Origin of the sequence: Streptomyces sp. NPDC012769 (assembly GCF_042901205.1) — a bacterium.
Lineage (GTDB): Bacteria > Actinomycetota > Actinomycetes > Streptomycetales > Streptomycetaceae > Streptomyces.
In genome coordinates, this window is sequence record NZ_JBIBCP010000002.1 from 918,140 (window position 1) to 944,616 (window position 26,477).

The window sequence follows — 26,477 nt, forward strand, 5'->3', positions numbered from 1 at the left end:
TGCTTCTTCTCCGTGGCCCTTACAGGCCGTAGCGCTCCCGCGCCTCCTTCACGGCCGTCGCCTGGACCTCGCCGCGGCGGGCGAGCTGGGCGAGGGCGGCCACGACGATCGACTGGGCGTCGACGCCGAAGTGGCGGCGGGCGGCCTCACGGGTGTCCGACAGGCCGAAGCCGTCGGCGCCCAGCGAGGACCAGTCCTGCTCGACCCACTGCGCGATCTGGTCCGGGACCTGGCGCATGTAGTCCGAGACGGCGAGGACCGGGGAGTCCACGCCCTCCAGGGCCTGGCGGACGTACGGCACGCGCTCCTCGCCGCGCAGCAGGGCCGCGTCGGCCTCCAGCGCGTCGCGGCGCAGCTCGGTCCAGGAGGTCGCGGACCACACGTCGGCGGCCACGCCCCACTCGGCGGCGAGCAGCTTCTGCGCCTCCAGGGCCCAGTGGATGGCCGTGCCGGAGGACAGCAGCTGGATGCGGGAGGCGTTCGCGGGCAGCTCCAGGCCGGCCGACTCGGCCGTGTTGAAGCGGTACAGGCCCTTGATGATGCCCTCGTCGATCCCGGCGCCGGCCGGCTTGGCCGGCTGCGGCATGGGCTCGTTGTAGACGGTGAGGTAGTAGAAGACGTTCTGGTCCTCGCCCTCGGCCGCCTCGCCGTACATGCGGCGCAGGCCCTCCTTGACGATGGTCGCGACCTCGTAGGCGAACGCCGGGTCGTAGGTCAGCGCCGCCGGGTTGGTGGCCGCGATCACGGGGGAGTGGCCGTCGGCGTGCTGGAGGCCCTCACCGGTCAGGGTGGTGCGGCCGGCGGTGGCGCCGACGAGGAAGCCGCGGCCGAGCTGGTCGCCGAGCTGCCACATCTGGTCGGCGGTCCGCTGCCAGCCGAACATCGAGTAGAAGATGTAGAACGGGATCATCGCCTCGCCGTGCGTCGCGTACGACGTCGAGGCGGCGATGAAGTCGGCCATGGAGCCGGCCTCGGTGATGCCCTCGTTCAGGATCTGGCCGTTGACGGCCTCCTTGTAGTACATCAGCTGGTCGCGGTCGACCGGCTCGTACGTCTGGCCCTTCGGCGAGTAGATGCCGAGCGAGGGGAACAGCGACTCCATGCCGAAGGTGCGGGCCTCGTCGGGGACGATCGGGACCCAGCGCTTGCCGGTCTCCTTGTCGCGGACCAGGTCCTTGATCAGGCGCACGAAGGCCATCGTGGTGGCGACCGACTGCGAGCCGGAGCCCTTGTCGAAGGCGGCGAAGGTCTTCTCGGCCGGGGCCGGCAGGGGCGCGAGCGGGTGCACACGACGGGCCGGGGCGGGGCCGCCGAGGGCCGCGCGGCGCTCCTGCAGGTAGCGGACCTCGGGGGAGTCGGCGCCCGGGTGGCCGTACGGGACCACGCCGTCGACGAACTGGGAGTCGGAGATCGGGAGCTCAAGAAGGTCACGCATGTTCTTGAACTCGTCCGTCGACAGCTTCTTCATCTGGTGGTTCGCGTTCTTCGACGCGAAGCCCTCACCCAGGGTGAAGCCCTTGACGGTCTGCGCGAGGATCACCGTCGGCGCGCCCTTGAACTCCAGGGCGGCCTTGTACGCGGCGTAGACCTTGCGCGGCTCGTGACCACCGCGGGAGAGGTGGAAGCACTCGAGGATCTTGTCGTCGCTCAGCAGCTTCGCCATCTCGACGAGCGCCGGGTCCTTGCCGAAGAAGTCCTCGCGGATGTAGGCGGCGTCGCGGGTCTGGTACGTCTGGACCTGCGCGTCCGGCACCTCGCGGAGGCGGCGGACCAGCGCGCCGGTGGTGTCGAGCGCGAACAGCTCGTCCCAGGCGTTGCCCCACAGCGACTTGACGACGTTCCAGCCGGCGCCGCGGAACTGGGCCTCCAGCTCCTGCACGATCTTGAAGTTGGCGCGGACCGGGCCGTCGAGGCGCTGCAGGTTGCAGTTGATGACGAAGGTCAGGTTGTCCAGACCCTCGCGGGCGGCGAGTGCGAGTGCCGCCGTCGACTCGGGCTCGTCCATCTCGCCGTCGCCGAGGAAGGCCCAGACGTGCGAGGAGGAGACGTCCTTGATGCCGCGGTTGGTCAGGTAGCGGTTGAAGCGCGCCTGGTAGATCGCGGAGAGCGGGCCGAGGCCCATGGAGACGGTGGGGAACTCCCACAGCCAGGGGAGGCGCCGGGGGTGCGGGTAGGAGGGCAGGCCGTTGCCGCCGGACTCCTGCCGGAAGTTGTCGAGGTGCGTCTCGTCCAGACGGCCGTCGAGGAAGGCGCGGGCGTAGATGCCGGGGGAGGCGTGGCCCTGGATGTAGAGCTGGTCGCCGGAGCCGGCGGCGTCGCCGGACTCCTTGCCCTTGAAGAAGTGGTTGAAGCCGGTCTCGTAGAGCCAGGCCGCGGAGGCGAAGGTGGCGATGTGGCCGCCGACGCCGTGCTTGGAGCCGCGGGTGACTATCGCGGCCGCGTTCCAGCGGTTCCAGGCGGTGATCTTCCGCTCCATCTCCTCGTCGCCGTCGATGCCCGGCTCGGCGGAGGTGGGGATGGTGTTGACGTAGTCCGTCTCCAGGAGCTTGGGCAGGGCCAGGCCCGCACCCTCGGCGTGCTGGAGCGTGCGGCGCATCAGGTAGGCGGCCCGGTGGGGGCCGGCGGCCTTGGTGACGGCGTCGAGGGAGGCCGCCCACTCGGCGGTCTCCTCGGTGTCACGGTCCGGGAGCTGGTCGAGCTCGCTCGGAATCTTGCCTACGGGATCGGTCATGATCGCCGCCTTCCGGACAGGTGGGGGTGGAGATAAAGGGGGCCTTGTCTGGCAGGACAGGGCGGAGGGCCGGGGTACGGCCCGCCGAAGACTGTAAGCCGCCGATCGATGATCGATCAAAGCTTCGCAGAGAAAAAGATGCCCGGAGCACCAAAGTCGGCACAGGGTGCCGCGAAGAAGGGCACCCGGTGCCTTGTTTTCGCAGGTGAACCCGGCACTCTGAGAGCCCCCTCGCACAAACGAGCGGGCCCGCCGGTAGAGGCGGACCCGTTGAGGACGATGGCCGGAACCCGACCGGTCAGGCGCGCGGCGCGCAGCCGAGGACATGCGCCTTCACCAGCGCCCCGATGTTCGGATCCGCCCGGCGGAAGGCCTCCACCAGCTCCTGGTGCTCCTCCGCGTACGACTTCTGCACCGTGCCCAGCCAGCGGATCGACAGCGCCGTGAACACCTCGATGCCCAGGCCCTCCCAGGTGTGCAGCAGCACGCTGTTCCCGGCCGCCTTCACCAGCTCCCGGTGGAAGGCCACCGTGTGCCGCACCTGCGCCGTGCCGTCGGAGACCGCGTCCGCCTCGTACAGGGCCGCCACATGCGGCTCCAGGGCCGAGCAGTCCGCCGACAGCCGGGGCGCCGCCAGCTCCGCCGCGATCTGCTCCAGACCGGCCCGTACGGGATAGCTCTCCTCCAGGTCCGCGGCCGTCAGATTCCGCACCCGCACGCCCTTGTTGGGCGCCGACTCGATCAGCCGCAGCGACTCCAGCTCCCGCAGCGCCTCCCGGACCGGGGTCTGCGAGACCTCCAGCTCCGTCGCGATCCGTCGCTCCACGATGCGCTCGCCCGGCTTCCAGCGTCCGCTGACGATGCCCTCCACGATGTGCTCGCGGATCTGCTCGCGCAGCGAATGGACGACGGGCATGGTCATGGGGGCCGCTCCTTAGGAGTCACTGGACTCTTAGACAATACGGCGGCGCCCCCGCCCGGAAACACATCCGGACGGGGGCGCCGCAGGTGAGGCTTGTTACGTTGCCTTTCGGCCCCGAGCCTTACAGACCGAGGTCGACCTCGAACTCGCCGGCCTCGAGGATCGCCTTGACGGCCGTCAGGTAACGGGCGGCGTCGGCGCCGTCCACCAGACGGTGGTCGTAGGACAGCGCGACGTACGTCATGTCGCGGATCGCGATCGTCTCACCCAGGTCCGGGTGGTTCACGACGACCGGACGGCGCACGGTGGCGCCGATGCCCAGGATGGCGACCTGGTTCGGCGGAACGATGATCGTGTCGAACAGCGCGCCGCGCGAACCGGTGTTGGAGATGGTGAAGGTCGCACCGGCCAGGTCGTCCGGCGTGATCTTGCCGGCCCGCACGGCGCCGGCCAGCTCCGCGGTCTTCTTGGAGATGCCGGCGATGTTGAGGTCGCCCGCACCCTTGATGACCGGGGTCATCAGACCCTTCTCGGAGTCCACCGCGATACCGATGTTCTCGGTGTCGAAGTAGGTGATCGTGCCCTCGTCCTCGTTGATCCGGGCGTTGATGACCGGGTGGGCCTTCAGTGCCTGGGCCGCCGCCTTCACGAAGAACGGCATCGGGGAGAGCTTGACGCCCTCGCGGGCGGCGAAGGCGTCCTTCGCCCGGGCGCGCAGCTTCATCAGCTTGGTGATGTCGACCTCGACGACCGAGGTCAGCTGGGCCTGGCCGTGCAGCGCCTTCATCATGTTGTCGCCGATGACCTTGCGCATGCGGGTCATCTTGACCGTCTGGCCGCGCAGCGGGGAGGCCTCCAGGACGGGGGCCTTCGGAGCGGCGGCGGCCGGGGCGGCGGCGGGGGCCGGGGCGGCCTTCTTGGCCTCGGCGGCCGCGAGGACGTCCTGCTTGCGGATGCGACCGCCGACGCCGGTGCCCTTGACGGCCGCCAGGTCGACACCGTTCTCGGTGGCGAGCTTGCGGACCAGCGGGGTCACGTAGGCGCCGTCCTCCGCCGGCTGTGCGGCGGCGGGGGCGGCCGGAGCGGCCGGGGCCGGGGTGACCGGGGCCGGGGCGGCCACCGGGGCGGCGGGCTGAACCGGAGCCGGGGCGGGCGCCGGAGCGGCCGGCGCGGGAGCCGGAGCCGGGGCGGCGGGCTGAGCCGGAGCCGGAGCCGGAGCGGCGGCGGGGGCCGGGGCGGCGGGAGCCGGGGCAGCGGCCGGGGCGGCACCGGCGGCGCCGATGACGGCCAGCTTGGCGCCGACCTCGGCGGTCTCGTCCTCGCCGACGACGATCTCGAGCAGCACACCGGAGGCCGGGGCCGGGATCTCGGTGTCGACCTTGTCCGTGGAGACCTCGAGCAGCGGCTCGTCGGCCTCGACGGTCTCGCCGACCGACTTCAGCCAGCGGGTGACGGTGCCCTCGGTGACGGACTCGCCGAGCGCCGGAAGGACGACGTCGGTGCCCTGGGCGCCACCGGCCGGAGCGGCCGGGGCCTCGGCGGCCGGAGCCGGGGCGGCGGGGGCCTCGGCCGCGGGGGCCGGAGCGGCGGCGGGGGCCTCCTGGGCCGGAGCCGGAGCGGCCTCGGCGGCGGGGGCCGGGGCGGCCGCGGAGGCGCCCGAGCCGTCGTCGATGATGGCCAGCTCGGCGCCGACCTCGACCGTCTCGTCCTCGGCGACCTTGATGGAGGCCAGGATGCCCGAGGCGGGGGCAGGGATCTCGGTGTCGACCTTGTCGGTCGAGACCTCGAGCAGCGGCTCGTCGGCCTCGACACGCTCACCCTCGGCCTTGAGCCAGCGGGTGACGGTGCCCTCGGTGACGCTCTCGCCGAGCGCCGGCAGGGTTACGGAAACCGACATGGTTTCAGTTGCTCCTCACGAAATTGCGGAAAGTGGTCGTCGCGCCCGTAGATGACGTGAGCGTCAGTCGTGCGAGTGCAGAGGCTTGCCGGCCAGGGCCAGGTGGGCCTCGCCGAGTGCCTCGTTCTGCGTCGGGTGGGCGTGGATGAGCTGCGCGACCTCGGCCGGCAGCGCCTCCCAGTTGTAGATCAGCTGCGCCTCGCCGACCTGCTCGCCCATGCGGTCACCGACCATGTGGACGCCGACCACGGCACCGTCCTTGACCTGGACGAGCTTGATCTCGCCCGCGGTCTTCAGGATCTTGCTCTTGCCGTTGCCCGCGAGGTTGTACTTCAGGGCGACGACCTTGTCCGCGCCGTAGATCTCCTTGGCCTTGGCCTCGGTGATGCCGACGGAGGCGACCTCCGGGTGGCAGTACGTCACCCGCGGCACGCCGTCGTAGTCGATCGGGACGGTCTTCAGACCGGCGAGCCGCTCCGCCACCAGGATGCCCTCGGCGAAGCCGACGTGCGCGAGCTGGAGCGTCGGGACAAGGTCGCCGACCGCGGAGATCGTGGGCACGTTGGTCCGCATGTACTCGTCGACGAGGACGTAGCCGCGGTCCATCGCGACGCCCTGCTCCTCGTAACCGAGACCGGCCGAGACCGGGCCGCGGCCGATCGCGACGAGCAGCACCTCGGCCTCGAAGGTCTTGCCGTCGGCCAGGGTGACCTTGACACCGTTCTCGGTGTACTCGGCCGACTGGAAGAAGGTGCCCAGGTTGAACTTGATGCCGCGCTTGCGGAAGGCGCGCTCGAGCAGCTTGGAGCTGTTCTCGTCCTCGACCGGGACGAGGTGCTTCATGCCCTCGATGACCGTGACGTCGGTGCCGAAGGACTTCCAGGCCGAGGCGAACTCGACACCGATGACACCGCCGCCGAGGATGATCGCGGACTCCGGGACCCGGTCCAGGGTCAGCGCGTGGTCCGAGGTGATGATCCGGTTGCCGTCGATCTCCAGACCGGGCAGCGACTTCGGCACGGAACCGGTGGCGAGGAGGACGTGACGGCCCTCGACGCGGCGGCCGTCCACGTCGACGGAGGTCGGGGAGGACAGGTGACCGGTGCCCTCGATGTAGGTCACCTTGCGGGAGGCGACAAGACCCTGCAGACCCTTGTACAGGCCCGAGATCACGTCGTCCTTGTACTTGTGCACGGCCTTGATGTCGATGCCCTCGAAGGAGGCCCGGACACCGAACTGCTCCGCCTCGCGCGTCTGGTCGGCGACCTCGCCGGCGTGGAGCAGCGCCTTCGTCGGGATGCAGCCGTTGTGCAGGCAGGTGCCGCCGAGCTTGTTCTTCTCGATCAGTGCGACGTCCAGGCCCAGCTGCGCTCCGCGCAGCGCCGCGGCGTAACCGCCGCTACCGCCGCCGAGGATCACTAGGTCGAAAACGGTGCTGGCGTCGTTCGCCACGTCACGTCCTCCATGCATGTGCGCTCGTCGCCCGTCTTCGGTGACGGGGCGGCGGCTGGTTCCGGCCGCTTTATTTCGGCCCTGTGGTGGGGGCCCTGTCCTGCCGAGAACCCATCTTCGCACTTGTTGCCGGACGGCGGGACGCGGGGCCGGGCACTGAGACGGCCGATCGTCCGTACGGGCGGACGGCGGAGGCGTACGAACCTACGGATTTCGTCGCGGGCGAACGGATACGGCCCCCGGGCCGAAGGAGCCGGGGGCCGTGTCCGTTCACCGCGCCGTGTTCACCGCGCCGTGCGCCGTGCCTACAGCTCGCCCTCGGCGGTGAGCTCCGCCAGCCGCACCAGGGTGCGCACCGAGGAGCCCGTGCCGCCCTTCGGGGTGTAGCCGTAGGGGGCGCCCTCGTGGAAGGCCGGGCCCGCGATGTCCAGGTGCGCCCAGGTGATGCCCTCGCCCACGAACTCCTTCAGGAACAGGCCGGCCACCAGGCCGCCGCCCATCCGCTCGCCCATGTTGGCGATGTCCGCGGTCGGGGAGTCCATGCCCTTGCGCAGGTCCGCCGGCAGCGGCATCGGCCAGGACTGCTCGCCGACCTCCTCGGCGATCTGGTGGATCGCCGTGCGGTAGTCGTCGTCGTTGGCCATGACGGCGAAGGTGCGGTTGCCGAGCGCCAGAACCATCGCGCCGGTCAGGGTGGCCACGTCGACGATCGCGTCCGGGTTCTCCTCGGAGGCCTTGGTCAGCGCGTCCGCGAGGACCAGCCGGCCCTCGGCGTCCGTGTTGAGGACCTCGACGGTCTTGCCGCTGTACATGCGCAGCACGTCGCCCGGGCGGACGGCGGTGCCCGACGGCATGTTCTCGGCCAGCGCCAGCCAGCCGGTGACGTTGACGGCGAGGCCCAGGCGGGCGGCGGCCACGACGGCGGCGAAGACGGCGGCGGCGCCGCTCATGTCGCACTTCATCGTCTCGTTGTGACCGGCCGGCTTCAGGGAGATGCCGCCCGAGTCGTAGGTGATGCCCTTGCCGACCAGGGCGAGGGTCCTCTCCGCCTTGGGGTGGGTGTAGGCCATGCGGACCAGGCGCGGCGGGTTCGCCGAGCCGGAGCCGACGCCCAGGATGCCGCCGTAGCCGCCCTTGGTGAGCGCCTTCTCGTCGAGGACCTGGACCTTGAGGCCGTGCTCCTTGCCGGCGGCCTGCACGGCGGCGGCGAAGGCGGCCGGGGTCAGGTCGTTCGGCGGCTGGTTGATCAGGTCGCGGGCGCGGTTCATCTCCTCGGCGACGGCGACCGCGCGCTCCGCGGCGGCCTTGTGGGCCTTGTCGCGGGGCTTGGCGCCGAGCAGGGCGACCTCGGCCAGCGGCTTCTTCCGGTCCTGGCCGTTCTCCTGGTACGCGGTGTAGGCGTACGCGCCGAGCAGCGCGCCCTCGGCGATGGCGCCGGCGTGCTCGGGGGAGGCGACCGGCAGCGCGAAGGCGGCCTTCTTCGAGCCGGTCAGGACGCGGGCGGCGGTACCGGCGGCCCGGCGCAGCGCCTCGGTGCCGTAGGCCTCGCCGTCCTCGGGGGCGGAGCCCAGGCCGACGGCCAGGACGACCGGGGCCTTGAGGCCGGCGGGGGAGGGCAGCTTGGTCGCCTCACCCTCGGCGCCGGAGGCGCCCAGCGTCTCCAGGACGGCGGCGAGACCGCCGTCGAAGGCCTGGTCGACGGCCTCGGCGCCGGGGGCCACGACGAGCGTCTTGCCGGACTTCGCGACGCCGACCACGACGGCGTCGGCGCGCGTCGTCGCCGCTCCGGCGGTGCTGAGAGTGAGAGCAGTCACGGTGGTGAAATCTCGCTTCCGTTGAGTTCTGTGGCGGTCGAGGGATGGGCCGACCGTGCCCGCCGCATCGTATTTCGGCCCGATGAGCGCCGGGAATGAGCCTACGCTCGCTCACCGGTCTCGCTCACGGCGGCGGTGATTCACTCATCCGTGGTGTCTCTTTCGGGTTTACGTCCCCGGCCCGTCGGCCTCGTCCCACACTCGCCTCAACCGCGCAAGGACGCCCCGCCGCCCTGCGCCCCATCTGCGACATCTCCACAGGCCCCGCCCGTCCGGCGGGCACCTGCCGAGGGGGGACACCCACCGATGGACTCCGGCCGATTCCGCACGCCCAGAACCACCGCCTCCGCCACCGTCCCGGGCACCGCCCGGGACCGCCGGGCCCGCGCGTCCCGTACGGCCCGCGCGTCCCGCACGGTCCGGGCGCCCCGGCTCGCCGCGCTGGCCGCCGCCGGACTGCTCGCCACCGTCGTGCCCTCCGCGCAGGCGGGCGCCGCCGAGCCGGTCCCGCGGATCGACCTGACCGTGCTCGTCGTCGACGACGGCGGCAGCGCGATCCGGGCGATCACCGCCGAGCTCAAGGGCTCCGGCGTCCCGTACCGCACCCTCGACCTGAACGACGAGAACCGCCCGGTCCTCACCCCGGCCTTCCTCAGCGAACCCGCCGACGGCGCGACCGGCCGGCCCCGCGCCCGCTACCAGGGCGTCGTCCTGCCGCACGAGGCCGCCTTCGGCCCCGACTCCGCCGAGCACGCCGCGCTCGTCGCGTACGAGAAGGCCTACCGCATCCCGCAGGTCGACGCCTCCACCTGGGCCCACCCCGGCGTCGGCCTCGACTACACGTCGGACGGCGGCTGGTCCGGCGTCCTCGACGGCGCCCGCGCCCATGTCACCCCCGCCGGGCAGGCCGGTCCCTTCCGCGATCTGCGCGGCCCGCTGACCTTCGAGGACAACGACCCGGACGTCGCCGAGAGCTACGGCTACGCGGGCCGCCCCCGGGCCGGATACACCAGCTACCTCGACATGCCCGCCGCGGACGGCGGCCGGATCAGCCTGGTCGGCGAGTACGCCCACGACGGGCGGCGCGAGCTCGTCGTCACCTTCGCCTACAACCCGCACCAGCGTCAGTTCCGGGTCCTGGCCCGCGGCATCGTCGAATGGCTCACCCAGGGCGTCCACCTCGGGCAGAGCCGCCACTACCTCTCCGTGCACGTCGACGACGTCCTCGCCCCCGACGCCCGCTGGGACACCGTGCGCGACTGCACCCCCGGCGACCTCGACTGCCCGGGCGGGGCCGGCGAGGCCGGCGCGAACCCGATCAGGATGACCGCCGACGACGCCGCCCACGCCGCCGCCTGGCAGAAGTCCTCCGGCCTCCTCCTCGACCTGGTCTACAACGGCGGCCAGGGCGAGCAGTGGAAGGCCGAACACGGCGGCACCGACCCGCTCGCCGCCCGCCTGATCGCCGACCGCGCCCAGTACCGGTGGATCAACCACACCTACACCCACCCCTTCCTCGGCTGCGTCCAGGACGCCGGCACCGTCCCCTGGAGCTGCGCCAAGGACGCCTCCGGTGCCATCAGATGGACGAGCCGCGCCGAGATCTCCGCCCAGATCCGCGACAACCTCGACTGGGCCCGCGGCAAGGGCATCTCCGTCGACCGCACCGAACTCGTCACCGGCGAGCACTCCGGCCTCAGGACCCTGCCGCAGCAGCCCGTGGACAACCCCCACCTCGCCCCCGCGCTCGCCGACAACGGCGTGAAGTGGACCGCGAGCGACAACTCCCGGGAGCCGGCACAGCGATCCGTCGGCAGCGGCTACGGCGCCGCGCTGACCGTCCCCCGCCACCCCATGAACGTGTACTACAACGTGGGCACCGCCGCCGAGATGACCGACGAGTACAACTGGATCTACACCTCGCGCGCCGACGGCGGCAGCGGCGTCTGCGAGAGCGATCCGGCCTCCACCTGCCTGCCCGCCCCGCTCGACCCCGCCACCGGCTACGCCTCCCACATCGTGCCGCGGGAGGCCCGCACCGCCCTCTCCCACGTCCTCGCCAACGACCCCCGGCCGCACTACGTCCACCAGTCCAACCTCGCCGAGGAACGCCTCCTCTACCCGGTCCTCGACAAGGTCCTCGCCGACCACCGCGAGCTGTTCGCGGCCAACACCCCGCTGGTCAACCCGCGCCAGAGGGACGTCGGAGCCGAGCTGAACCGCCGTACCGCCTGGGAGACGGCGCTCGCCGCCGGACAGGTCACCGCCTACCGCGTCGGCGCCACCGTCACCGTCAAGGCGCCCGCCGGCGTGGCCGTCCCGCTGACCGCCCCCGAGGGCACCCGCAAGCAACTCCTCCTCGGCACCGCCGCCTTCGGCAGCCCGTACGCGGGAACGCGGTCGGCCTGGACCACACCGGAACCGCTCCAGAGCGGCATCACCCTCCGGCTCCCGACCGCCTGAACCGCCGTCACCAGCCGCTTGAGTTCCGGGGGGAAACCGCACATGCCGAGCAGCGGCCGTCATGTCACCATGCTCACCGAAGGCACCTATCCACACGTCCACGGCGGCGTCAGCACCTGGTGCGACCAGCTGATCCGGGGCATGCCCGAGGTCGACTTCCAGGTCCTCGCCCTCACCGGAAGCGGCCGCGAACCCGTCACCTGGGAACTGCCGCCGAACCTCTCGCTGCACACCTCCTTCCCCCTCTGGGGCACCCCGGGGCGGGGCAGGGCGCCCCGCGGCCCCGCCCGCCGCCGCTTCCTCGACACCTACGAACGCCTCCTGCTCTCGATCCTCGACCCCGCCGCAGGCTGCGACTTCGGCGAAGGGCTCCTCGCCCTCGCCGAACTCGCCCGCGAGGGACGGCTCACCGCCGCCCTGCGCTCCGAGCGGACCCTGCGCTCGCTGATGTGGATCTGGACCATGCCGCACCTGCCGACGGCCGCGGCCCGGCCCACCGTCCACGACGCCCTCACCGCCAACGACCTGCTGGAACACGCCCTGCGCCCGCTGGCCGCCAAGATCCCCGAGGGCCGCGTCGCCCACGCCGTCTCCAGCGGACTCGCCACCCTCCCGGCGCTCGCCGCCCAGCACTTCGAAGGGGTGCCCTTCCTGCTCACCGAGCACGGCATCTACCTGCGCGAGCGCTACCTCGGCTACCGCACCGAGGCCCAGCGCTGGCCCGTCAAGGCCCTGCTGCTCGGCTTCTACCGGGAGCTCAACTCCCTCGGCTACCGGAAGGCCGACCTCATCACCCCCTGCAACCAGTACAACCGGCGCTGGGAGGAACGCGGCGGCGCCCCCGCCGACCGCATCCGCACCGTCTACAACGGCGTCGACCCCACCGCCTTCCCCTGGGCCGGACCCGAACCGGAGACGCCCACCCTCAGCTGGGTCGGCCGCGTCGACCCCATCAAGGACCTGGAGACCCTTTTGCGGGCGTACGCGATCTGCCGCGCCGAACTCCCCAAGCTGCGGCTGCGCCTGTTCGGCCCGGTCCCGGCCGGCAACGAGGACTACCGCACCCGCCTGGAGAAGCTGGCCGCCGAACTCGGCGTCGCCGACGGCGTCACCTTCGAGGGCCGCACCTCAGACGTCGCCGGGGCCTACGCGGCCGGCAACGTCGTCATGCTCTCCTCGATCAGCGAGGGATTCCCCTTCTCCCTCATCGAAGCCATGTCCTGCGGCCGGGCCACCGTCTCCACCGACGTCGGCGGCGTACGGGAGGCCGTCGGCGACACCGGCCTCGTCGTACCGCCCCGCGAACCGGCCGTGATGGCCGCCGCCGTCACCGACCTGTTGCGCGACGACGCCCGCCGCGCCGACCTCGCCCGCAGAGCCCGCCAACGGGTCGTCGACCGCTTCACCCTGCACCGCTCGGTCGACGGATTCCGCCGCATCTACCTGGAGCTCGCCGGCCGGCCCCTCGCCCCGAGGACCGAATCCGACGACTGGACGGTCCGCCTCACCGACCCCTGGCGCACCGGACTGATGGAAGGCGCGTGGGCATGAGCGGCTCCCTCTGGCTGACCAACGGCACCATGAAGGACTCGCTCCCGGCGCTCCCGCGCCAACGAGGGGGCACGGCGCCGGGCGCCGCCGCGGGCCGTGGTCCGGGAACGGCTCCCGCCCCCCGCACCGCTCCCGCCACCGCCCTCGCCGCCGACCCGCTCGACGAACTCGCCGACCGGCTCGACGCGTTCGCCGCCGTCGCCGTCCACCCCGACGAGATAGCCGCGATCCTCGAGTCCGACGGCATGACCGACGACCACATCCGCCTGACCTACGGCCGCGCCGACTCCTTCGCCCTCGCCGAGGACCTCTACGCCAGGACCGAGCGCCGCCACCCCGACCCCGAGGCCCCGCCGGCCGGCCCCTGGCACACCGGCCTCGCCGACTGCCTCCTGCGCGGCCTCGTCTTCGCCCTCCCCGGCCTCGCCTATGTGCTCGGCGCGCCCCTGCTCGCCGCCGGTCCCGGCCGCCACGGACTGCCGCCCGGCACCGTCCCGCTCTTCGCCGGGGCCGTCACCGGCTGGGTGTGGAACCAGGCCCTCGCCCACCGCGCGTACACCTGGCTCGGTCTCGGCGACCGCCGGGCCGCGGCCCGCGCCCTGCTCATGGGCGCGCCGGCGGGCGCGCTCGCCGGGGCGGCCGCCGCGGCCGCCGCCGCCCGGCCGGGGGAGGGGTCCGCCGTCCTGTTCGGCGCCGGACAGGCCCTCTATCTGGCCGCGGCCACCGTCCTCCTCGTCCTCGGCCGCGAACGGGCCCTGCTGTGCGCGCTCCTCCCGCTCGCCGGCGCCGTTCCCGCCTTCCGCCACGACCTGCCCGAGCCGCTCCGCCTCGGTCTGCTGCTGCTCTCGCTCACCGCGACCGTCGCCTTCGCGGCGCTGGTGCTGCGCCCCGGCATGGCCCGGCCCGCCCGGGGCAGGGGCGGACCGCCGCTCGCGGCCTCCCTGCCGTACGGCCTGTTCGGCCTCGGCAGCGGGCTGCTCGTGCTGTACGCGGGCCCCGACGCCGTCCTCGCGCTCACCCTCTCCATGGGCCCGGCCGAATGGCTCCTGCACCGCTTCCGCGGCGCGACCCTCGCCCGGCTGCGGCTGCTGACGACCGCGTCCGAGTTCCGCCGCGCCGTCACGGCGACGCTCGCGGGCTGCCTCGGCGGCTATCTCGCCGTGCTGGTCGTCCTCACCGTCACCGCCGCGCTGCTGTGGCCCGGCGCCGCCGCCGTCTCCGCCGCGCGGACCGGCTCGCTGCTCCTCGTCGGCGCGGTGCTGTGGCTGGGGCTGCTGCTCCAGGCCTTCGGCGCGGTCGCCGGCGCGGCCGTGGTCTGTCTGCTCGCCGCCGCCACGCAGGCCCTCGCCCCGGCGGCGGGACCGGTGGGCGCGGGCGCGGCGGCGGCCCTGCTGGGCGTGCTGACGTGTGTTCTGCTCGTACGACCGACCGCCCACCGTTTCTAGGGGCCGGACTTGACTCCCTCGACCACCGCCTCCGCCTCCCTCCTGGTGCCGTTCTACGAGCACCCCGCCGACCGCCCCGAGGACTGGGCCGCCGTCGTCGCCGCGGCCCCCGCCCTCTACGGAGTGGTGCTCAACCCGGCGAGCGGGGCCGGCCACGCGCCCGACCCCGCCTTCGCCGAGGTCGCCGCCCGGCTCCGGGACGCCGGGGTGCGGGTGCTCGGCTACGCGGACACCGACTACGGCCGCCGCCCGCACCCCGAGGTCGTCGCCGACCTGGTCCGGCACCGCGACTGGTACGGGGCCGACGGCGCCTTCCTCGACCAGGTGCCGACCGAGCCGGCCGCGCTGCCGCACTACCGCCGCCTCACGGTCGCTGCGCGGGCCGCCGGGGCGCGCACCCTCGTCCTCAACCACGGCGCCCACCCGGCTCCCGGCTACGAGGAACTCGCCGACCTGCTCGTCACCTTCGAGGGCCCCTGGGACGCCTACCGAGGCCTGGACCTCCCGGTCGCCGACCACTACTGCCACCTGGTGTACGCGGCCCCCGCCGACGCCCGCCCCGCCACCCCGGTCCACTGCGCGGTCCCCGGCACCGGCGCGCACCCCTGGGGCACGCTGCCCCACACCCTGGAGCCCGCCCGATGAGACGCCCCCCGCTCCTCCTGCCCCTCCTGGTCCTGCTGCTGCTCGCGGGCTGCACGACGGCGCCGGACCCGGACGGAAAGGCCTCGCCCCGCTGGCGACCGGGCCCCGGCCTCGCCTGGCAGTGGCAGCTCAGCGGCCGCCTCGACCCGTCCGTGGACGTTCCCGTCTACGACATCGACGGCTTCGACCACCCCGCGGCCACCGTCGCCGACCTGCACCGCCGCGGCCGCAAGGTCGTCTGCTACCTGTCCACCGGCGCCTGGGAGGACTTCCGCCCCGACGCCGACCGCTTCCCCGAGACGCTCCTCGGCAAGGGCAACGGCTGGCCGGGCGAACGCTGGCTCGACATCCGCCGCACCGACCTCCTCGCCCCCCTGATGGCCGCCCGCCTCGACATGTGCCGCGCCAAGGGCTTCGACGCCGTGGAACCCGACAACATGGACGGCTACACCCACCCCACCGGCTTCCCCCTCACCGCCGCCGACCAGCTCCGCTACAACCGCCTGATCGCCCGGCTGGCCCACGACCGCGGCCTCGCCGTCGGCCTGAAGAACGACCTGGACCAGATCCCCCAGCTCCTCGACGACTTCGACTTCGCGGTCAACGAACAGTGCGCCCAGTACGAGGAGTGCGCGCTCCTGACCCCCTTCGTGAAGGCGGGCAAGGCCGTCTTCCACGTCGAATACGGGCTGGACCCCCAGGACTTCTGCCCCGGGACCCGCCGCCTCGGCCTGAGCTCGATGCGCAAGCAGTACGACCTGGGGGCATGGCGCCGGGCCTGTTAGCCCCGCGCGGCACGCTCACCCCAGCGTCAGCGCCACCAGCGCCACCGTCAGCGCCGTCTCCTCCACCGCGCCGAAGACGTCGCCCGTCACCCCGCCGAAGCGCCGCACGCACCGGCGCAGCAGCAGGTCCGCCACGCCGAGGGCGGCCAGGGCGGCGAGCACGGTGCGGGCGGCGTCGTACCAGGAGAAGAGCGCGCCGGAGGACGCGCACAGGAGGAGGACCGCGGCGGTCGCGAGGGTGGCGGCGCGGAGGGGGACGGTGGCGGCGACGATCGCGCCGAGGCCCTCGGGGCGGGCGGGCGGGACGCCGTGGCGGGAGGCGTGGGTGAGGGCGAGGCGGGCCAGTGTCGCGGAGAGGGCGGCGGCGACCGCGCCGTGCGCCCAGCCCCGCCCGTAGAGCTCGTGCAGCGCCGCCACCTGGGCGAGCAGCGCGAAGAGCACGGTGATCACGCCGAAGGGTCCGATGTCGGACTGCTTCATGATGCGCAGCGCGTCCTCGGCGGGCTTCGCGCTGCCGAGGCCGTCGGCGGTGTCGGCGAGGCCGTCGAGGTGCAGCCCGCGGGTCAGCAGGGCGGGCACGGCGACGGTCAGCACGGCGGCGAGCAGCGGCCCCGAGCCGAGCAGCAGGAACCCGCCGCCCACCGCCGCCGCGAACAGCCCGACGACCAGGCCCGCGAGCGGGGCGCAGAGCATCCCGGCGCGTGCCGCGTCGCGGTCCCAGCGGGTGACGCGGGCGGGGAGCACGGTGAGGGTGCCGAAGGCGAAACGCAGGCCGTCCATCCGGGGAAGGGTAGTGCCCGGGTCGATGCTCAAATCGGCCATACTGCAAGAAAGCTGACCAACCGGCAGAGGGTGCAATGGGTCACTGGTTCTCGCGCAACATCGTCGAACCCGGGAAACTCCCGCTGTTCCTCGCCCTGGCCTCCTTCGTGCTGACCTTCCTGGTCACCCGGACCGTCACCCGGCTCATCCGGGCCGGCAAGGGGCCCTTCCGCAACGTCTCCACGGGCGGACTGCACATCCACCATGTGGTCCCCGGGGTCGTCCTCACCATCCTCGGGGGCTTCGGGGCGGTCGGCAGCGGCCGGCACGGCGTCGGATCGGCGGTCTTCGCCGTGGTCTTCGGGATCGGTGCCGGGCTCGTGCTCGACGAGTTCGCGCTGATCCTGCACCTCGACGACGTCTACTGGTCGGAGGACGGCCGCAAGAGCGTCGAGGTCGTCGTCCTCACCGCGGCGCTCGTCCTGCTCGCCCTCGCCGGCTTCTCCCCGCTGGGCGTCGACGACATGACGGCCGACGAGCGGCAGGACCGGGCCTCCTTCCTGCTCACCCTGGGCCTGAACTTCCTGCTCGTCCTCGTCACCGCGGTGAAGGGGAAGTTCCGGATGGCCGTGCTCGGCACCCTGATCCCCTTCGTCGCCATCGTCGGCGCGGTACGCCTGGCCCGCCCCGGCTCCTGGTGGTCCCGGCGCCTCTACGCCCGCCGCCACCGGGCGCGGGCCCGCGCCAAGGTCCGTGCCTACCGGCACGACAAGCGCTGGACCCGGGTGCGCCGGAAGGTTCAGGACCTGATCGGCGGCTTCCAGGAGCGCGTCCCGGGCCGCGGCTCCACCCCGTCCTGACCCGGCCGGCGCCGGCGCTCCCACCACTCCCGGACGGCGATCAGCACCAGCACCGCCGCGATCGCGGCGAGGTGCTCCTTGCCGGCCAGGTTGTTCTTGATCATCACCTCGACGACCATCGCCACGATCACCAGGCCCCCGGTCCACCAGGCCCGATAGCGCCAGGACACGTAGACGGCGAGGCCGACCACCGCCGCCGAGGGGCCGGTGTCCACCACCAGCCGGTCGGAGGCGGGCAGCCCCAGCGGGCTGTCGGGACCGAGGGCGATGCCGAACCGGGCGTACAGCGTGCCGGCGAGCGTCGCCACGTACGCCAGCGCCAGCGTCCGCCACCGGCCCAGGCAGATCTCGGCGATACCGAAGACCAGCAGGATCTGCGCGAGCGCCCCCCACACCGGCAGGTCGAGCGCCGGCACGAACAGCGACAGCGGGGTACGCAGCAGGGCGAGCCACAGCGGGTCCTCGGCCCGCACCGAGCCGATGTCCTGCACCGGCTGATAGCCCCAGTCCTGGTTCTGCACGATCTGGAACAGCGAGGTGAGGCAGACGGCGGCCAGCGTCATCGGGATCGCCCGCCACCCGCGCGCGACCAGCGCCGCCCGTACGGTGCCGAAGAGCGGCCCCCACTCCCGTCGTGCGAAGCCCTTGGGCGAGGGGGTCAACGCCGACCCTCCAGATGCCTGCGGTGCAGCCACTTGGGCAGTCCGGGGGCCTCGAGGAAGCCCTCGGCGCGCCCCGCCGCGAGGCCGATCCGCAGCAGGTCGGCGCTCTTCTCGAAGAGCATGAATCGGGGCTCCCAGATCGGTCGGTACTTGGCGTTGGCGCGGTACAGCGACTCGATCTGCCACCAGCGGGAGAAGAAGCTGAGCAGCGAACGCCACATGCGCAGCACGGGTCCCGCCCCGAGCTTCGAGCCGCGTTCGAAGACGGACCGGAACATCGCGAAGTTCAGCGAGACCTGCGTGATCCCGATCTCCTTCGCCCGCTGCAGCAGCTCGATGACCATGAACTCCATCAGGCCGTTCTCGGACTCCCGGTCACGCCGCATCAGGTCCAGCGACAGCCCCTTCGGCCCCCACGGCACGAAGGACAGCAGCGCCCGCAGCTCTCCCTGGTCGTCGGTGCACTCCAGCATCACGCAGCGACCGTCCCGGGGGTCGCCGAGCCGGCCGAGCGCCATGGAGAAGCCGCGCTCGGTGGCGCCGTCGCGCCAGTCGTCGGCCTTGCGGAGCAGTTCGTCCATCTCGCCGGCGGGGATGTCCTCGTGGCGCCGGATGCGCACCTGGTACCCGGCCCGCTTGACCCGGTTGTAGGCCTGCCGGACCGTGCGCATGGCCCGCCCGTCCAGGGTGAACTCGTCGGTCTCCACGATCGCCTCGTCGCCCAGCTCGAGCGCGTCGAGCCCGTGCCGGGCGTAGATGGTGCCGGCCTCCTCGCTCGCCCCCATCACCGCCGGGATCCAGCCGTGCTCGCGGGCCTCGGCCAGCCAGGGCTCGATGGCCCCGGGCCAGGCCTCCGGGTCACCGATCGGATCGCCCGAGGCCAGCGACACCCCGCCCACCACCCGGTAGGTGACGGCCGCCTTCTCGCTCGGCGACCAGATGACGCTCTTCTCGCGGCGCAGTGCGAAGTAGCCGAGCGAGTCCCGCTCGCCCTGCTTGTCGAGCAGGGCCCGCAGCCGGTCCTCGTCCTCCTCGGTGAGCGGGTCGACGGCCCGCCGGGAGCGGAAGGCGGCGAAGAGCACCGCGAAGAGCAGCACGGTGGACATGACGTTGATGACCACGTCGACCCAGCCGGGCGTGGCGATCCCGGCGAAGCGCGCGTCGTCGGCGGCCAGCGTGACGAGCCGCATCACCCCGTAGTGCCAGCGCTCCAGGAAGGTGGAGTGGCCGGCCGAGGTGTTGGTGACCGTCACCAGCGCGGCGGCCAGCAGCGAGGTGACGAGCAGCCCGCCGACCGCGACGCCCGCCGCCAGCAGGGGATTGGAGCGGTCGCCCTTGGCGTAGAACTCCCTGCGCCCGAGCAGCAGCGCGAGGAAGAAGGCGGCCGTCAGTACCAGGGACACCCAGTTCTGGGCGTGCTGCCGTACCTCGGGGAAGAACATCACCAGTGCGAACAGCAGCAGGAAGAGCCCGCAGAGCACGAGGTTCAGGATCCACGCGGCCCGCTTGCGGCGGCGCATCGTGATCGCCAGGAAGAGCGTGAAGACACCGGAGGCGAAGCCGGCGGTGAGCATGTACGGGGTGAAGAAGTCGTCCTCGTTGTGCCGGCGCAGGTCCTGGCCGAACGAGACCCACACGGCGCTCAGGAAGTTGACGAACGTGACGACCCGCAGATACCAGACGGCGAACGCGGCGCTGCGCCGCGAACGGACCGTGCCCTGGGGCGCTCCTTCGGTGGACAAACGGACCTCTCCCATGAAAAGCGATCATATGGGGCATCGCTTCGCATGGACGGGCGCCGGATGCGAGCGCTCGCGCGTCGCACCCGGTGCCGTGGTCCTCCGACTCAGCTCCCCTCGGCCGCCACAGCGTCCGGAATGGTCAGTTCCGGAAGCTCCGCCGCCAGTGCGGCGGCGGCTCGGACGAGCGGAAGCGCGAGCAACGCCCCGGTTCCCTCGCCCACAGTGACGCCGTGGTCGAGCAGAGGGTTGAGCGCCATCCGGTCCAGCGCCTTCGCCTGCGCCGGCTCACCGCTCACCTGACCCGCCAGCCACCAGTCCGGCGCGCGGAACGCCGCCCGCTGGGCCACCAGCGCACAGGCCGCGCCCACCACACCGTCGAGCACCACCGGCAGCCGCCGCACCGAGCACTGCAGCAGGAACCCGGTCATCGCCGCCAGGTCCGCGCCGCCCACCGTCGCGAGCAGCTCCAGCTGGTCGCCGAGGACCGGCCGCGCCCGCCGCAGCGCGTCCCGGATCGCCGCACACTTGCGCATCCACGCCAGGTCGTCGATCCCGGCGCCGCCCCGGCCGGTCACCACCGAGGCGTCCGTCCCGCACAGCGCCGCGATCAGCGTCGACGCCGGCGTCGTCCCGCCCACGCTGAGGTCCCCGAGCACCACCAGATCGGTCCCCGAGTCGGCCTCCTCGTCGGCGACCGCGATGCCGAGCTCCAGAGCGGCCTGCGTCTCCTCCGCCGTCAGCGCGTCCTCGACGTCGATCCGACCCGAACCCCGCCGCACCCGACGCCGCGTCACCTCCGCGGGAAGCAGCTCCGGATCGCAGTCCAGACCCGCGTCCACCACCCGCACCGGCACCTGCTCGGCCCGCGCGAGCACCGCCACCGGACTCGACCCGTCGAGCACCGCGCGCACCAGCTCGTACGCGCTGCCCGCGGCCCGCCCGGACACGTCCAGCGAGGCCACCCCGTGGTCGCCCGCGAACAGCACCACCTTCGGCTGCCCGACCGGCCGCACCGGCACCACGCCCTGCGCCGCCGCCAGCCACTCGCCCAGCTCGTCAAGGCGCCCCAGCGCACCGGGCCGCACGGCGAGCCGCGCCCTGCGCTCCTCGGCGTCGTGCCGTATCCCCCCGTCGGGGCGCTCGATCAGATCGGAGAAGTCGTCGAGGTTCACGATGGGTTCCACCTACGGATTCAAACAGTCATGGGGCTCGCACCCTACCCGCGCAGCACCAGCGCCTGCCCGGCCACCACGAGCACCACCTGCTCGCACTCGTCCCCGAAGGCCGCGTTCAGCCGCCCCAGCTCGTCCCGGAAGCGCCGCCCCGCCGCCGTCGACGGAACCACCCCCGACCCCACCTCGTTCGTCACCGTGACCACCGTGCGGCTCGTCTCCCGCACCGCCGCCACCAGCTCCGCGACCCGCGCGGCCAGCGCCTCCCGGCCGCCGCTCGCCCACCGCTCGTCGTCCCAGGCACCGACCCGGTCCATGGCATCGGTCAGCCACAGCGACAGACAGTCGATCAGCAGCGCGCACCCCTCCTCCCGGAGCAGCGGCACGAGATCACAGGTCTCGGCCGTCCGCCACGACCCGGGCCGCCGCTCCCGGTGCAGCCCCACCCGGTGCGCCCACTCCGGATCGCCCTCCCGCGTGCCGCCCGTCGCCACGTACAGCACCTCGGGAAAGGTCTCCAGGCGCCGCTCGGCCTCCACCGACTTGCCCGACCTGGCCCCGCCCGTCACCAGCGTCCGCCGCGGCACGTCCGGTACGGCGTGGTACTCGCCGACGTACACCGTCGTCCCGTCCGGCACCGCCCGCGCCCCCGCCGCCGCGAGCCGCCGGTCCAGCTCGGCGCCCGCCGGGGCGTCATGGTCCAGGTGCACCGCCACCACATCGGTGCTCGCCCCCACGGCCCCGGCCGCCCGCAGCCGGGCCAGACCGTCCGGCCGCCCCGTCACGTCCGCCACCACCATGTCGTAGGGACGGTCGCTCTCCTCCAGGCCCGCGGGAGCGCCTCCCGGCGGCAGGTACAGCAGCCGCTCCCCGTCCGTCGAGGTCACCTCGTATCCGGTGCCCGGCGAGTCCATCGGCACCGCCCGCACCGTGTGGCCGCTGATCAGCGTCAGCTCCCGCCCGTCCGGCACCCGGCCGGCCGCCGGCAGCCCCGCGGGCACCTCCACGGCGGGCCCGTCGTGCGGATGGGTCAGCAGCACCTGCCGCACCCCGACCAGCGAATGCCCCGAGCGGGCCGCCGCGAGCGCGGCCCCCGGCGTCAGATCGAGCAGCAGGGCTCCGTCCACGAGCAGCGAGGTCGCGGCCCGCGCCCGCTCCCCACGGGACAGCGCGCACACGGCGCAGGGGCAGCCGGGGCGGGGGAGTCCGAGGGGCGCGCCGGTGCCGAGCAGTGTCAGTTCCACGCTCAGATCCTCCCGCGTCACCGCGAGGGGTGCGCGCCCGGCTACGCTGCGGGCAGGAAACCGATCATCCGGAGGCGGACATGGCATGGACGTGGCGGTTCGAGAAGTCCGACGGCACCGAGGTCACCCCGTCGGTGACTCCCGAGGAGTTCACCACCCAGGGCGACGCGGAATCCTGGCTCGGTGAAAACTGGCGCGACCTCCTGGACGGCGGCGCCGACCAGGTGACCCTCTCCGAGGACGGGACGAAGATCTACGGCCCGATGCCCCTGGACGCGGAGGGCTAGAGCAACGGAAGCGGGGGCCCTCCCGGCCCCCGCCCACCCCTCGGCGCACCCACCCGCTAGATCTCGCCGAGCGTCACCTCGGCCTTGTCCTCCCGCTCGCCGCGCGTGAACACCACCGTGACCTTGTCGCCGGGCTTCCTGGGGGCCAGCGCCTCGGCCAGGGACGTGGTCGTCGTGACCGGCTCGTCCCCCACCCGGGTGATGACGTCGCCCGCGCGCAGCCCCGCCTTCGCGGCCGCCCCGCCCGCCGCCGCCTCGACGACGGCGACCCCCGCCGGCCGGTAGTCGTCGTCCAGGACGGTGCGCCCCGTGATGTTGAGCGCGGCCCGCCCCGAGTCGGTGACCCTGCCGGTCCTGATGATCTGGTCGGCCACGGTCCGCACCATCGACGCGGGGATCGCGAAGCCGATGCCGGGCGCCGAGCCGCCGCCCATCTCGGGGTCCGTCGCCGCGAGCGTCGGGATGCCGATGACCTCGCTGTCCAGGTTGACCAGCGCGCCCCCGCTGTTGCCGGGGTTGATCGCGGCGGAGGTCTGCACCATGTTGGCGATCGTCGCGCCCGTACCGCCGCCCCTGGGACCTTCGCTGACCGTGCGGCCGGTCGCGGAGACGATGCCCTGGGTGACGCTGCCGGACAGGCCGAGCGGCGAGCCCATCGCGAGCACGATCTGCCCCATGTCGACCTTGCCCGAGTCCCCGAACCGCGCCGCCTTCAGCCCCTGCGGCACGTCGTCCAGCCTGATCACGGCGAGGTCCTGCTCGGGATAGGCGGCGACGAGCCGTGCCGTGACCGGCTGGCCGCCCGTCGCCGCGGTGACCTTGAAGGACTTCTCCTCGCCGATCACGTGCGCGTTGGTGACGATGTGCCCCTTGCCGTCGTAGACGACCCCGGAGCCCAGGCTCTGCGACGCGTCGATCTGGACGACCGACGGCAGGACGTTCCTGATCACGGCCTGGTAGTCGTCCTGGAGCTCGTTGGAGACGAGCGGGGCCGCGGCCTGCGTGGACCGCTCGGCCCGGGGCGCGGGAGCCGGGGAGCAGCCGCCGGCCAGGGTGACGGCGCAGGCTCCGGCGGCGAGGGGGAGCAGGAGGCGTCTCATGTCCGCAGTCTCCGTGCCACCCGCCCGCCGCGCCCGGGCAAGGCACCCGAACAGGGGGCCGGCCTCTCGGGCCGCACCCCCGGCCCGTCAGGGCCGGCCGCTCAGCCCCGTACCCCGCACAGATGCAGCAGTCCGGCGATCCGCCGGTACGGGTCGGTCCGCCCGGCCCGGTCCTCGGCGGCCAGGAGGCGTTCGAGCTCGTCGGCGGCCGGCAGGCCGACGTCGCCGGGGATCGTGTCGGTGAAGACCCGCACGCCGTACCAGGCGTGCAGCGGCGCCGCGATCCCGGCGAGGGTGGAGGTGAGGGCGTCGAGCCGGTCGGCCCGCACCTTCGCGCCGGCGCCGTCCTCGTACACATCGGAGTCGAAGCCGGCGAGCGCGCCCGTCCAGTCCCCGGCGAGGCCCGGCCGCATGGCCAGCGCCTCGGCGTTCCGTACCACCAGGGACAGCAGGCCGCCGGGGGCGAGCATGCGGGCGAGACCGGCGAGCAGGGCGTCGGGCTCGTCGGCGTACATGAGCACGCCGTGGCAGAGGACGATGTCGAAGCTGCCGGGCAGGAAGTGCACCCCGGTCTCGCGTCCGTCGCCCTCGATCAGCCGGACCCGTTCGCGGATGCCGGCGGGTTCGGTCGCCAGCGAGTCGCGGGCGGCCTTGAGCAGCTCGGGGTCGGCCTCGAGGCCGGTCACGGTGTGTCCGGCGCGGGCGAGGCGCAGGGCCTGGGTGCCCTGGCCCATGCCGGCGTCGAGGATGCGCAGCCGCTGCCCCACGGGGTAGCGGCCGGCTATCTGCTCGTCGAGCTGGCGCGCGATCAGTTCCTGACGGACGGTGTCGCGCAGCCCGCCGGGAACGACCGGCCAGTGGCCGACCACAGGCAGCACCTCACCCGGACCGGAGTCGGCGCTCAGGGCCGCTCTCCGCGCTTGACCTGCGGCTTGGGCAGCCGCAGACGGCGCATCTGGAGCGTGCGCATCAGGCCGTACGCGACGGCGCCGCGCTTCGACTCGTTCGGGAACCGCTGGTTCAGCTGCTTGCGCAGCCGGATGGTGATGCCGATCGAGTCGATGACGATCATGACGATCACACCGGCCCAGAGCAGCAGCGAGATGTTCTGCAGGGAACGGTTGGTGTTGCCGAACAGCGACAGCACGAGGATCACCACGGCCATCGGCAGGAAGAACTCGGCGACGGCGAAGCGGGAGTCGACGAAGTCGCGGACGAAGCGCCGCACCGGGCCCTTGTCGCGGACCGGCAGATAGCGCTCGTCACCGCTGGCCAGGGCCTCGCGCTGACGGGCGAGGTCGGTGCGGCGCGCCTCGCGCTGGCGCTTCATGGCCTCCTTGCGGTCCAGCGGTGCGGTCTGTGCACGCCGGCGCTGGGTCTGTGCCTCGCTCCTCTTGGGGGTCGGGCGGCCCTTGGGGGCCTCGGGGTCGCGGGGCTGCTTGGAGAGGTCCGCCGTCACCTTCTCGGTGGGGGCCTTCTCATCCTTCGAACGGCTACGGAACACAAGGCCAAGCGTACGTGCTGCCGGGCATGGACCCCAGCGTCGGCGGGAACGATCCGCTAACGGCCCGCGTCTGTGCGGGTACGACCCCGGGGTTCGTCTACTCCCTGGGCCGGAGGGTCCGTGATCGTCACTCGTCCTTGGGGAGGAGCACATCGGGCCCCGAACAGTGCGGTAATGGAGTCAGGAACCGTACTGTGGTTCATGTTGGAGTGCTGGAGCCGAAGTCCGTCAGAAGGGGGCGCGCGAAGCCCATGAGCGGTGTGATGAAGCGTATGGGGATGATCTTCCGCGCGAAGGCAAACAAGGCCCTCGACCGGGCCGAGGATCCGCGCGAGACCCTCGATTACTCCTACCAGAAGCAGCTGGAGCTGCTGCAGAAGGTGCGCCGTGGTGTCGCCGACGTGGCGACGTCCCGGAAGCGTCTCGAGCTGCAGCTGAACCAGCTCCAGGGCCAGTCCGCGAAGCTGGAGGACCAGGGCCGCAAGGCGCTGGCGCTCGGCCGCGAGGACCTGGCGCGCGAGGCGCTGTCCCGGCGGGCGGCGCTGCAGCAGCAGGTGAGCGACCTGGAGGTGCAGCACCAGACGCTGCAGGGCGAGGAGGAGAAGCTCACCCTGGCGGCGCAGCGCCTGCAGGCCAAGGTCGACGCCTTCCGCACGAAGAAGGAGACGATCAAGGCGACCTACACGGCGGCGCAGGCGCAGACCCGGATCGCCGAGTCGTTCTCCGGCATCTCGGAGGAGATGAGCGACGTCGGTCTGGCGATCCAGCGGGCCGAGGACAAGACGGCCCAGCTCCAGGCGCGGGCCGGCGCGATCGACGAGCTGCTCGCCTCGGGCGCGCTGGACGACCAGTCGGGCCTGGCCAAGGACGACATCCAGGCGGAGCTCGACCGGCTGTCCGGCGGTACGGACGTGGAGCTGGAGCTCCAGCGGATGAAGGCGGAGCTCGCCGGAGGCCCGTCCGCGCAGCAGCAGGCCCTGGAGGGCGGCACCGGCCAGAACCAGAGCCAGAACCAGCAGCAGTCCCAGCCCCGGTTCGACAAGCAGTAGCCCGACGACCCGTAGCCGACCCGACCAGCAGTAGCCGACAGTCAAGGACGCGTCATGATCGTACGGATCATGGGGGAGGGCCAGTGCGAGCTGGCCGACAGCCACTTCGCCGAGCTGAACAAGCTCGACGAGGAGCTCCTGGGGGAGATGCAGTCGGGCGACGAGGAGGGCTTCCGCCGCACGCTCCACGCCCTGCTCGACAAGGTGCGGGAGCTGGGCACCCCGCTCCCGGACGACGCCCTGGAACCCTCCGAACTGATCCTTCCGGCGCCTGACGCGACCCTCGACGAGGTCCGCGAGATGCTCACCGACGACGGTCTGATCCCGGGCTGACGGCCCGCTCCGGCTCCCACCGCCCCGCCTCCCCGCCCGGGAGGCGGGGCGCGGGCT

22 protein-coding genes are annotated in these 26,477 nt (G+C 72.9%); 9 read left to right on the forward strand and 13 right to left on the reverse strand.

Annotation, left to right across the window (positions count from 1 at the left end):
* Positions 1-19 precede the first annotated feature (19 nt).
* The 5 genes from aceE to ACFY7C_RS13255 all read right to left on the reverse strand — a co-directional run bounded on the left by aceE (position 20) and on the right by ACFY7C_RS13255 (position 8,816).
* A complete protein-coding gene (gene aceE / locus ACFY7C_RS13235) occupies positions 20-2,731 on the reverse strand; it encodes a pyruvate dehydrogenase (acetyl-transferring), homodimeric type (RefSeq protein ID WP_389648333.1) in 2,712 nt (903 codons plus the stop codon).
* 298 nt (positions 2,732-3,029) lie between these two features.
* Positions 3,030-3,653 (reverse strand): GntR family transcriptional regulator, encoded by a 624-nt coding sequence (locus tag ACFY7C_RS13240; RefSeq protein WP_356702776.1) that lies wholly within the window; start codon positions 3,651-3,653, stop codon positions 3,030-3,032.
* Between the two features lie 121 nt (positions 3,654-3,774).
* Positions 3,775-5,550 (reverse strand): 2-oxoglutarate dehydrogenase, E2 component, dihydrolipoamide succinyltransferase, encoded by a 1,776-nt coding sequence (gene sucB / locus ACFY7C_RS13245; RefSeq protein WP_389648336.1) that lies wholly within the window; start codon positions 5,548-5,550, stop codon positions 3,775-3,777.
* A gap of 63 nt (positions 5,551-5,613) precedes the next feature.
* Positions 5,614-7,002, reverse strand: coding sequence for a dihydrolipoyl dehydrogenase (gene lpdA, locus ACFY7C_RS13250; protein WP_389648339.1), 1,389 nt, complete (start codon positions 7,000-7,002; stop codon positions 5,614-5,616).
* 305 nt (positions 7,003-7,307) lie between these two features.
* On the reverse strand, positions 7,308-8,816 hold the full coding sequence (locus ACFY7C_RS13255; protein ID WP_389648342.1) for a leucyl aminopeptidase: 1,509 nt from the start codon (positions 8,814-8,816) through the stop codon (positions 7,308-7,310).
* Positions 8,817-9,122: 306 nt separating this feature from the next.
* On the opposite strand from ACFY7C_RS13255, the gene ACFY7C_RS13260 reads away from it, so the two are divergent.
* Genes ACFY7C_RS13260 through ACFY7C_RS13280 form a run of 5 tightly spaced genes read left to right on the forward strand, consistent with a single transcriptional unit; the run spans position 9,123 to position 15,705 of the window.
* Positions 9,123-11,279: a hypothetical protein gene (locus ACFY7C_RS13260; protein ID WP_389648345.1), complete on the forward strand. Its 2,157-nt coding sequence runs from the start codon at positions 9,123-9,125 to the stop codon at positions 11,277-11,279.
* Between the two features lie 42 nt (positions 11,280-11,321).
* Complete coding sequence (gene pelF / locus ACFY7C_RS13265) at positions 11,322-12,830, forward strand: GT4 family glycosyltransferase PelF (RefSeq protein ID WP_389648348.1); 1,509 nt, start codon at positions 11,322-11,324, stop codon at positions 12,828-12,830.
* A complete protein-coding gene (locus ACFY7C_RS13270; protein WP_389648351.1) occupies positions 12,827-14,275 on the forward strand; it encodes a hypothetical protein in 1,449 nt (482 codons plus the stop codon). The genes pelF and ACFY7C_RS13270 overlap by 4 nt, the downstream gene beginning before the upstream one ends.
* Before the next feature lie 9 nt (positions 14,276-14,284).
* Complete coding sequence (locus ACFY7C_RS13275) at positions 14,285-14,920, forward strand: spherulation-specific family 4 protein (protein WP_389648354.1); 636 nt, start codon at positions 14,285-14,287, stop codon at positions 14,918-14,920.
* Positions 14,917-15,705 carry an endo alpha-1,4 polygalactosaminidase gene (locus tag ACFY7C_RS13280; protein ID WP_389648357.1) on the forward strand — a complete coding sequence of 263 codons (789 nt, stop codon included), beginning with the start codon at positions 14,917-14,919 and terminating at the stop codon, positions 15,703-15,705. The genes ACFY7C_RS13275 and ACFY7C_RS13280 overlap by 4 nt, the downstream gene beginning before the upstream one ends.
* A gap of 15 nt (positions 15,706-15,720) precedes the next feature.
* Here ACFY7C_RS13280 and cobS read toward each other — a convergent pair whose 3' ends face one another.
* Positions 15,721-16,485: an adenosylcobinamide-GDP ribazoletransferase gene (cobS, locus tag ACFY7C_RS13285; RefSeq protein WP_389648360.1), complete on the reverse strand. Its 765-nt coding sequence runs from the start codon at positions 16,483-16,485 to the stop codon at positions 15,721-15,723.
* Positions 16,486-16,562: 77 nt separating this feature from the next.
* On the opposite strand from cobS, the gene ACFY7C_RS13290 reads away from it, so the two are divergent.
* Positions 16,563-17,327 (forward strand): hypothetical protein, encoded by a 765-nt coding sequence (locus ACFY7C_RS13290; protein ID WP_389648363.1) that lies wholly within the window; start codon positions 16,563-16,565, stop codon positions 17,325-17,327.
* On the opposite strand, the gene ACFY7C_RS13295 is transcribed toward ACFY7C_RS13290, so the two are convergent.
* The 4 genes from ACFY7C_RS13295 to ACFY7C_RS13310 form a co-directional block, all read right to left on the reverse strand.
* A complete protein-coding gene (locus ACFY7C_RS13295) occupies positions 17,267-17,989 on the reverse strand; it encodes a hypothetical protein (protein WP_389648366.1) in 723 nt (240 codons plus the stop codon). The genes ACFY7C_RS13290 and ACFY7C_RS13295 overlap by 61 nt on opposite strands.
* On the reverse strand, positions 17,986-19,746 hold the full coding sequence (locus tag ACFY7C_RS13300) for a phosphatidylglycerol lysyltransferase domain-containing protein (protein WP_389648368.1): 1,761 nt from the start codon (positions 19,744-19,746) through the stop codon (positions 17,986-17,988). The genes ACFY7C_RS13295 and ACFY7C_RS13300 overlap by 4 nt, the downstream gene beginning before the upstream one ends.
* Positions 19,747-19,835: 89 nt before the next feature.
* On the reverse strand, positions 19,836-20,903 hold the full coding sequence (gene cobT / locus ACFY7C_RS13305; protein WP_389649511.1) for a nicotinate-nucleotide--dimethylbenzimidazole phosphoribosyltransferase: 1,068 nt from the start codon (positions 20,901-20,903) through the stop codon (positions 19,836-19,838).
* A gap of 44 nt (positions 20,904-20,947) precedes the next feature.
* Positions 20,948-22,147: a bifunctional adenosylcobinamide kinase/adenosylcobinamide-phosphate guanylyltransferase gene (locus ACFY7C_RS13310; RefSeq protein WP_389648370.1), complete on the reverse strand. Its 1,200-nt coding sequence runs from the start codon at positions 22,145-22,147 to the stop codon at positions 20,948-20,950.
* An 80-nt stretch (positions 22,148-22,227) separates the two neighbouring features.
* On the opposite strand from ACFY7C_RS13310, the gene ACFY7C_RS13315 reads away from it, so the two are divergent.
* Positions 22,228-22,434: a hypothetical protein gene (locus ACFY7C_RS13315; RefSeq protein ID WP_389648372.1), complete on the forward strand. Its 207-nt coding sequence runs from the start codon at positions 22,228-22,230 to the stop codon at positions 22,432-22,434.
* A 56-nt stretch (positions 22,435-22,490) separates the two neighbouring features.
* Here the strand turns inward: ACFY7C_RS13315 and ACFY7C_RS13320 are convergent, their stop codons facing one another.
* The 3 genes from ACFY7C_RS13320 to ACFY7C_RS13330 all read right to left on the reverse strand — a co-directional run bounded on the left by ACFY7C_RS13320 (position 22,491) and on the right by ACFY7C_RS13330 (position 25,038).
* Positions 22,491-23,534, reverse strand: a complete 1,044-nt coding sequence (locus ACFY7C_RS13320) for a S1C family serine protease (RefSeq protein WP_389648374.1) — start codon at positions 23,532-23,534, stop codon at positions 22,491-22,493.
* A 101-nt stretch (positions 23,535-23,635) separates the two neighbouring features.
* Positions 23,636-24,403 (reverse strand): class I SAM-dependent methyltransferase, encoded by a 768-nt coding sequence (locus ACFY7C_RS13325; RefSeq protein WP_389648377.1) that lies wholly within the window; start codon positions 24,401-24,403, stop codon positions 23,636-23,638.
* Positions 24,404-24,435: 32 nt separating this feature from the next.
* Complete coding sequence (locus ACFY7C_RS13330) at positions 24,436-25,038, reverse strand: DUF3043 domain-containing protein (RefSeq protein WP_389648380.1); 603 nt, start codon at positions 25,036-25,038, stop codon at positions 24,436-24,438.
* A 251-nt stretch (positions 25,039-25,289) separates the two neighbouring features.
* Between ACFY7C_RS13330 and ACFY7C_RS13335 the strand changes: the two genes are divergently transcribed.
* Together ACFY7C_RS13335 and ACFY7C_RS13340 are read left to right on the forward strand one after the other, a co-directional pair.
* Positions 25,290-26,087 (forward strand): PspA/IM30 family protein, encoded by a 798-nt coding sequence (locus ACFY7C_RS13335; protein WP_389648382.1) that lies wholly within the window; start codon positions 25,290-25,292, stop codon positions 26,085-26,087.
* A gap of 54 nt (positions 26,088-26,141) precedes the next feature.
* Positions 26,142-26,420, forward strand: a complete 279-nt coding sequence (locus ACFY7C_RS13340) for a hypothetical protein (RefSeq protein WP_389648384.1) — start codon at positions 26,142-26,144, stop codon at positions 26,418-26,420.
* The last annotated feature ends 57 nt before the right edge of the window (positions 26,421-26,477 follow it).

Coding starts and splice junctions, on each gene's coding strand:
- ACFY7C_RS13315 (WP_389648372.1), top strand. CDS start 22,228: ATGGCATGGACGTGGCGGTTCGAGAAGTCCGACGGCACCGAGGTCACC.
- ACFY7C_RS13335 (WP_389648382.1), top strand. CDS start 25,290: ATGAGCGGTGTGATGAAGCGTATGGGGATGATCTTCCGCGCGAAGGCA.
- pelF (WP_389648348.1), top strand. CDS start 11,322: ATGCCGAGCAGCGGCCGTCATGTCACCATGCTCACCGAAGGCACCTAT.
- ACFY7C_RS13280 (WP_389648357.1), top strand. CDS start 14,917: ATGAGACGCCCCCCGCTCCTCCTGCCCCTCCTGGTCCTGCTGCTGCTC.
- cobS (WP_389648360.1), bottom strand. CDS start 16,485: ATGGACGGCCTGCGTTTCGCCTTCGGCACCCTCACCGTGCTCCCCGCC.
- ACFY7C_RS13340 (WP_389648384.1), top strand. CDS start 26,142: ATGATCGTACGGATCATGGGGGAGGGCCAGTGCGAGCTGGCCGACAGC.
- ACFY7C_RS13260 (WP_389648345.1), top strand. CDS start 9,123: ATGGACTCCGGCCGATTCCGCACGCCCAGAACCACCGCCTCCGCCACC.
- ACFY7C_RS13300 (WP_389648368.1), bottom strand. CDS start 19,746: ATGGGAGAGGTCCGTTTGTCCACCGAAGGAGCGCCCCAGGGCACGGTC.
- ACFY7C_RS13270 (WP_389648351.1), top strand. CDS start 12,827: ATGAGCGGCTCCCTCTGGCTGACCAACGGCACCATGAAGGACTCGCTC.
- ACFY7C_RS13320 (WP_389648374.1), bottom strand. CDS start 23,534: ATGAGACGCCTCCTGCTCCCCCTCGCCGCCGGAGCCTGCGCCGTCACC.
- ACFY7C_RS13240 (WP_356702776.1), bottom strand. CDS start 3,653: ATGACCATGCCCGTCGTCCATTCGCTGCGCGAGCAGATCCGCGAGCAC.
- ACFY7C_RS13290 (WP_389648363.1), top strand. CDS start 16,563: ATGGGTCACTGGTTCTCGCGCAACATCGTCGAACCCGGGAAACTCCCG.
- sucB (WP_389648336.1), bottom strand. CDS start 5,550: ATGTCGGTTTCCGTAACCCTGCCGGCGCTCGGCGAGAGCGTCACCGAG.
- aceE (WP_389648333.1), bottom strand. CDS start 2,731: ATGACCGATCCCGTAGGCAAGATTCCGAGCGAGCTCGACCAGCTCCCG.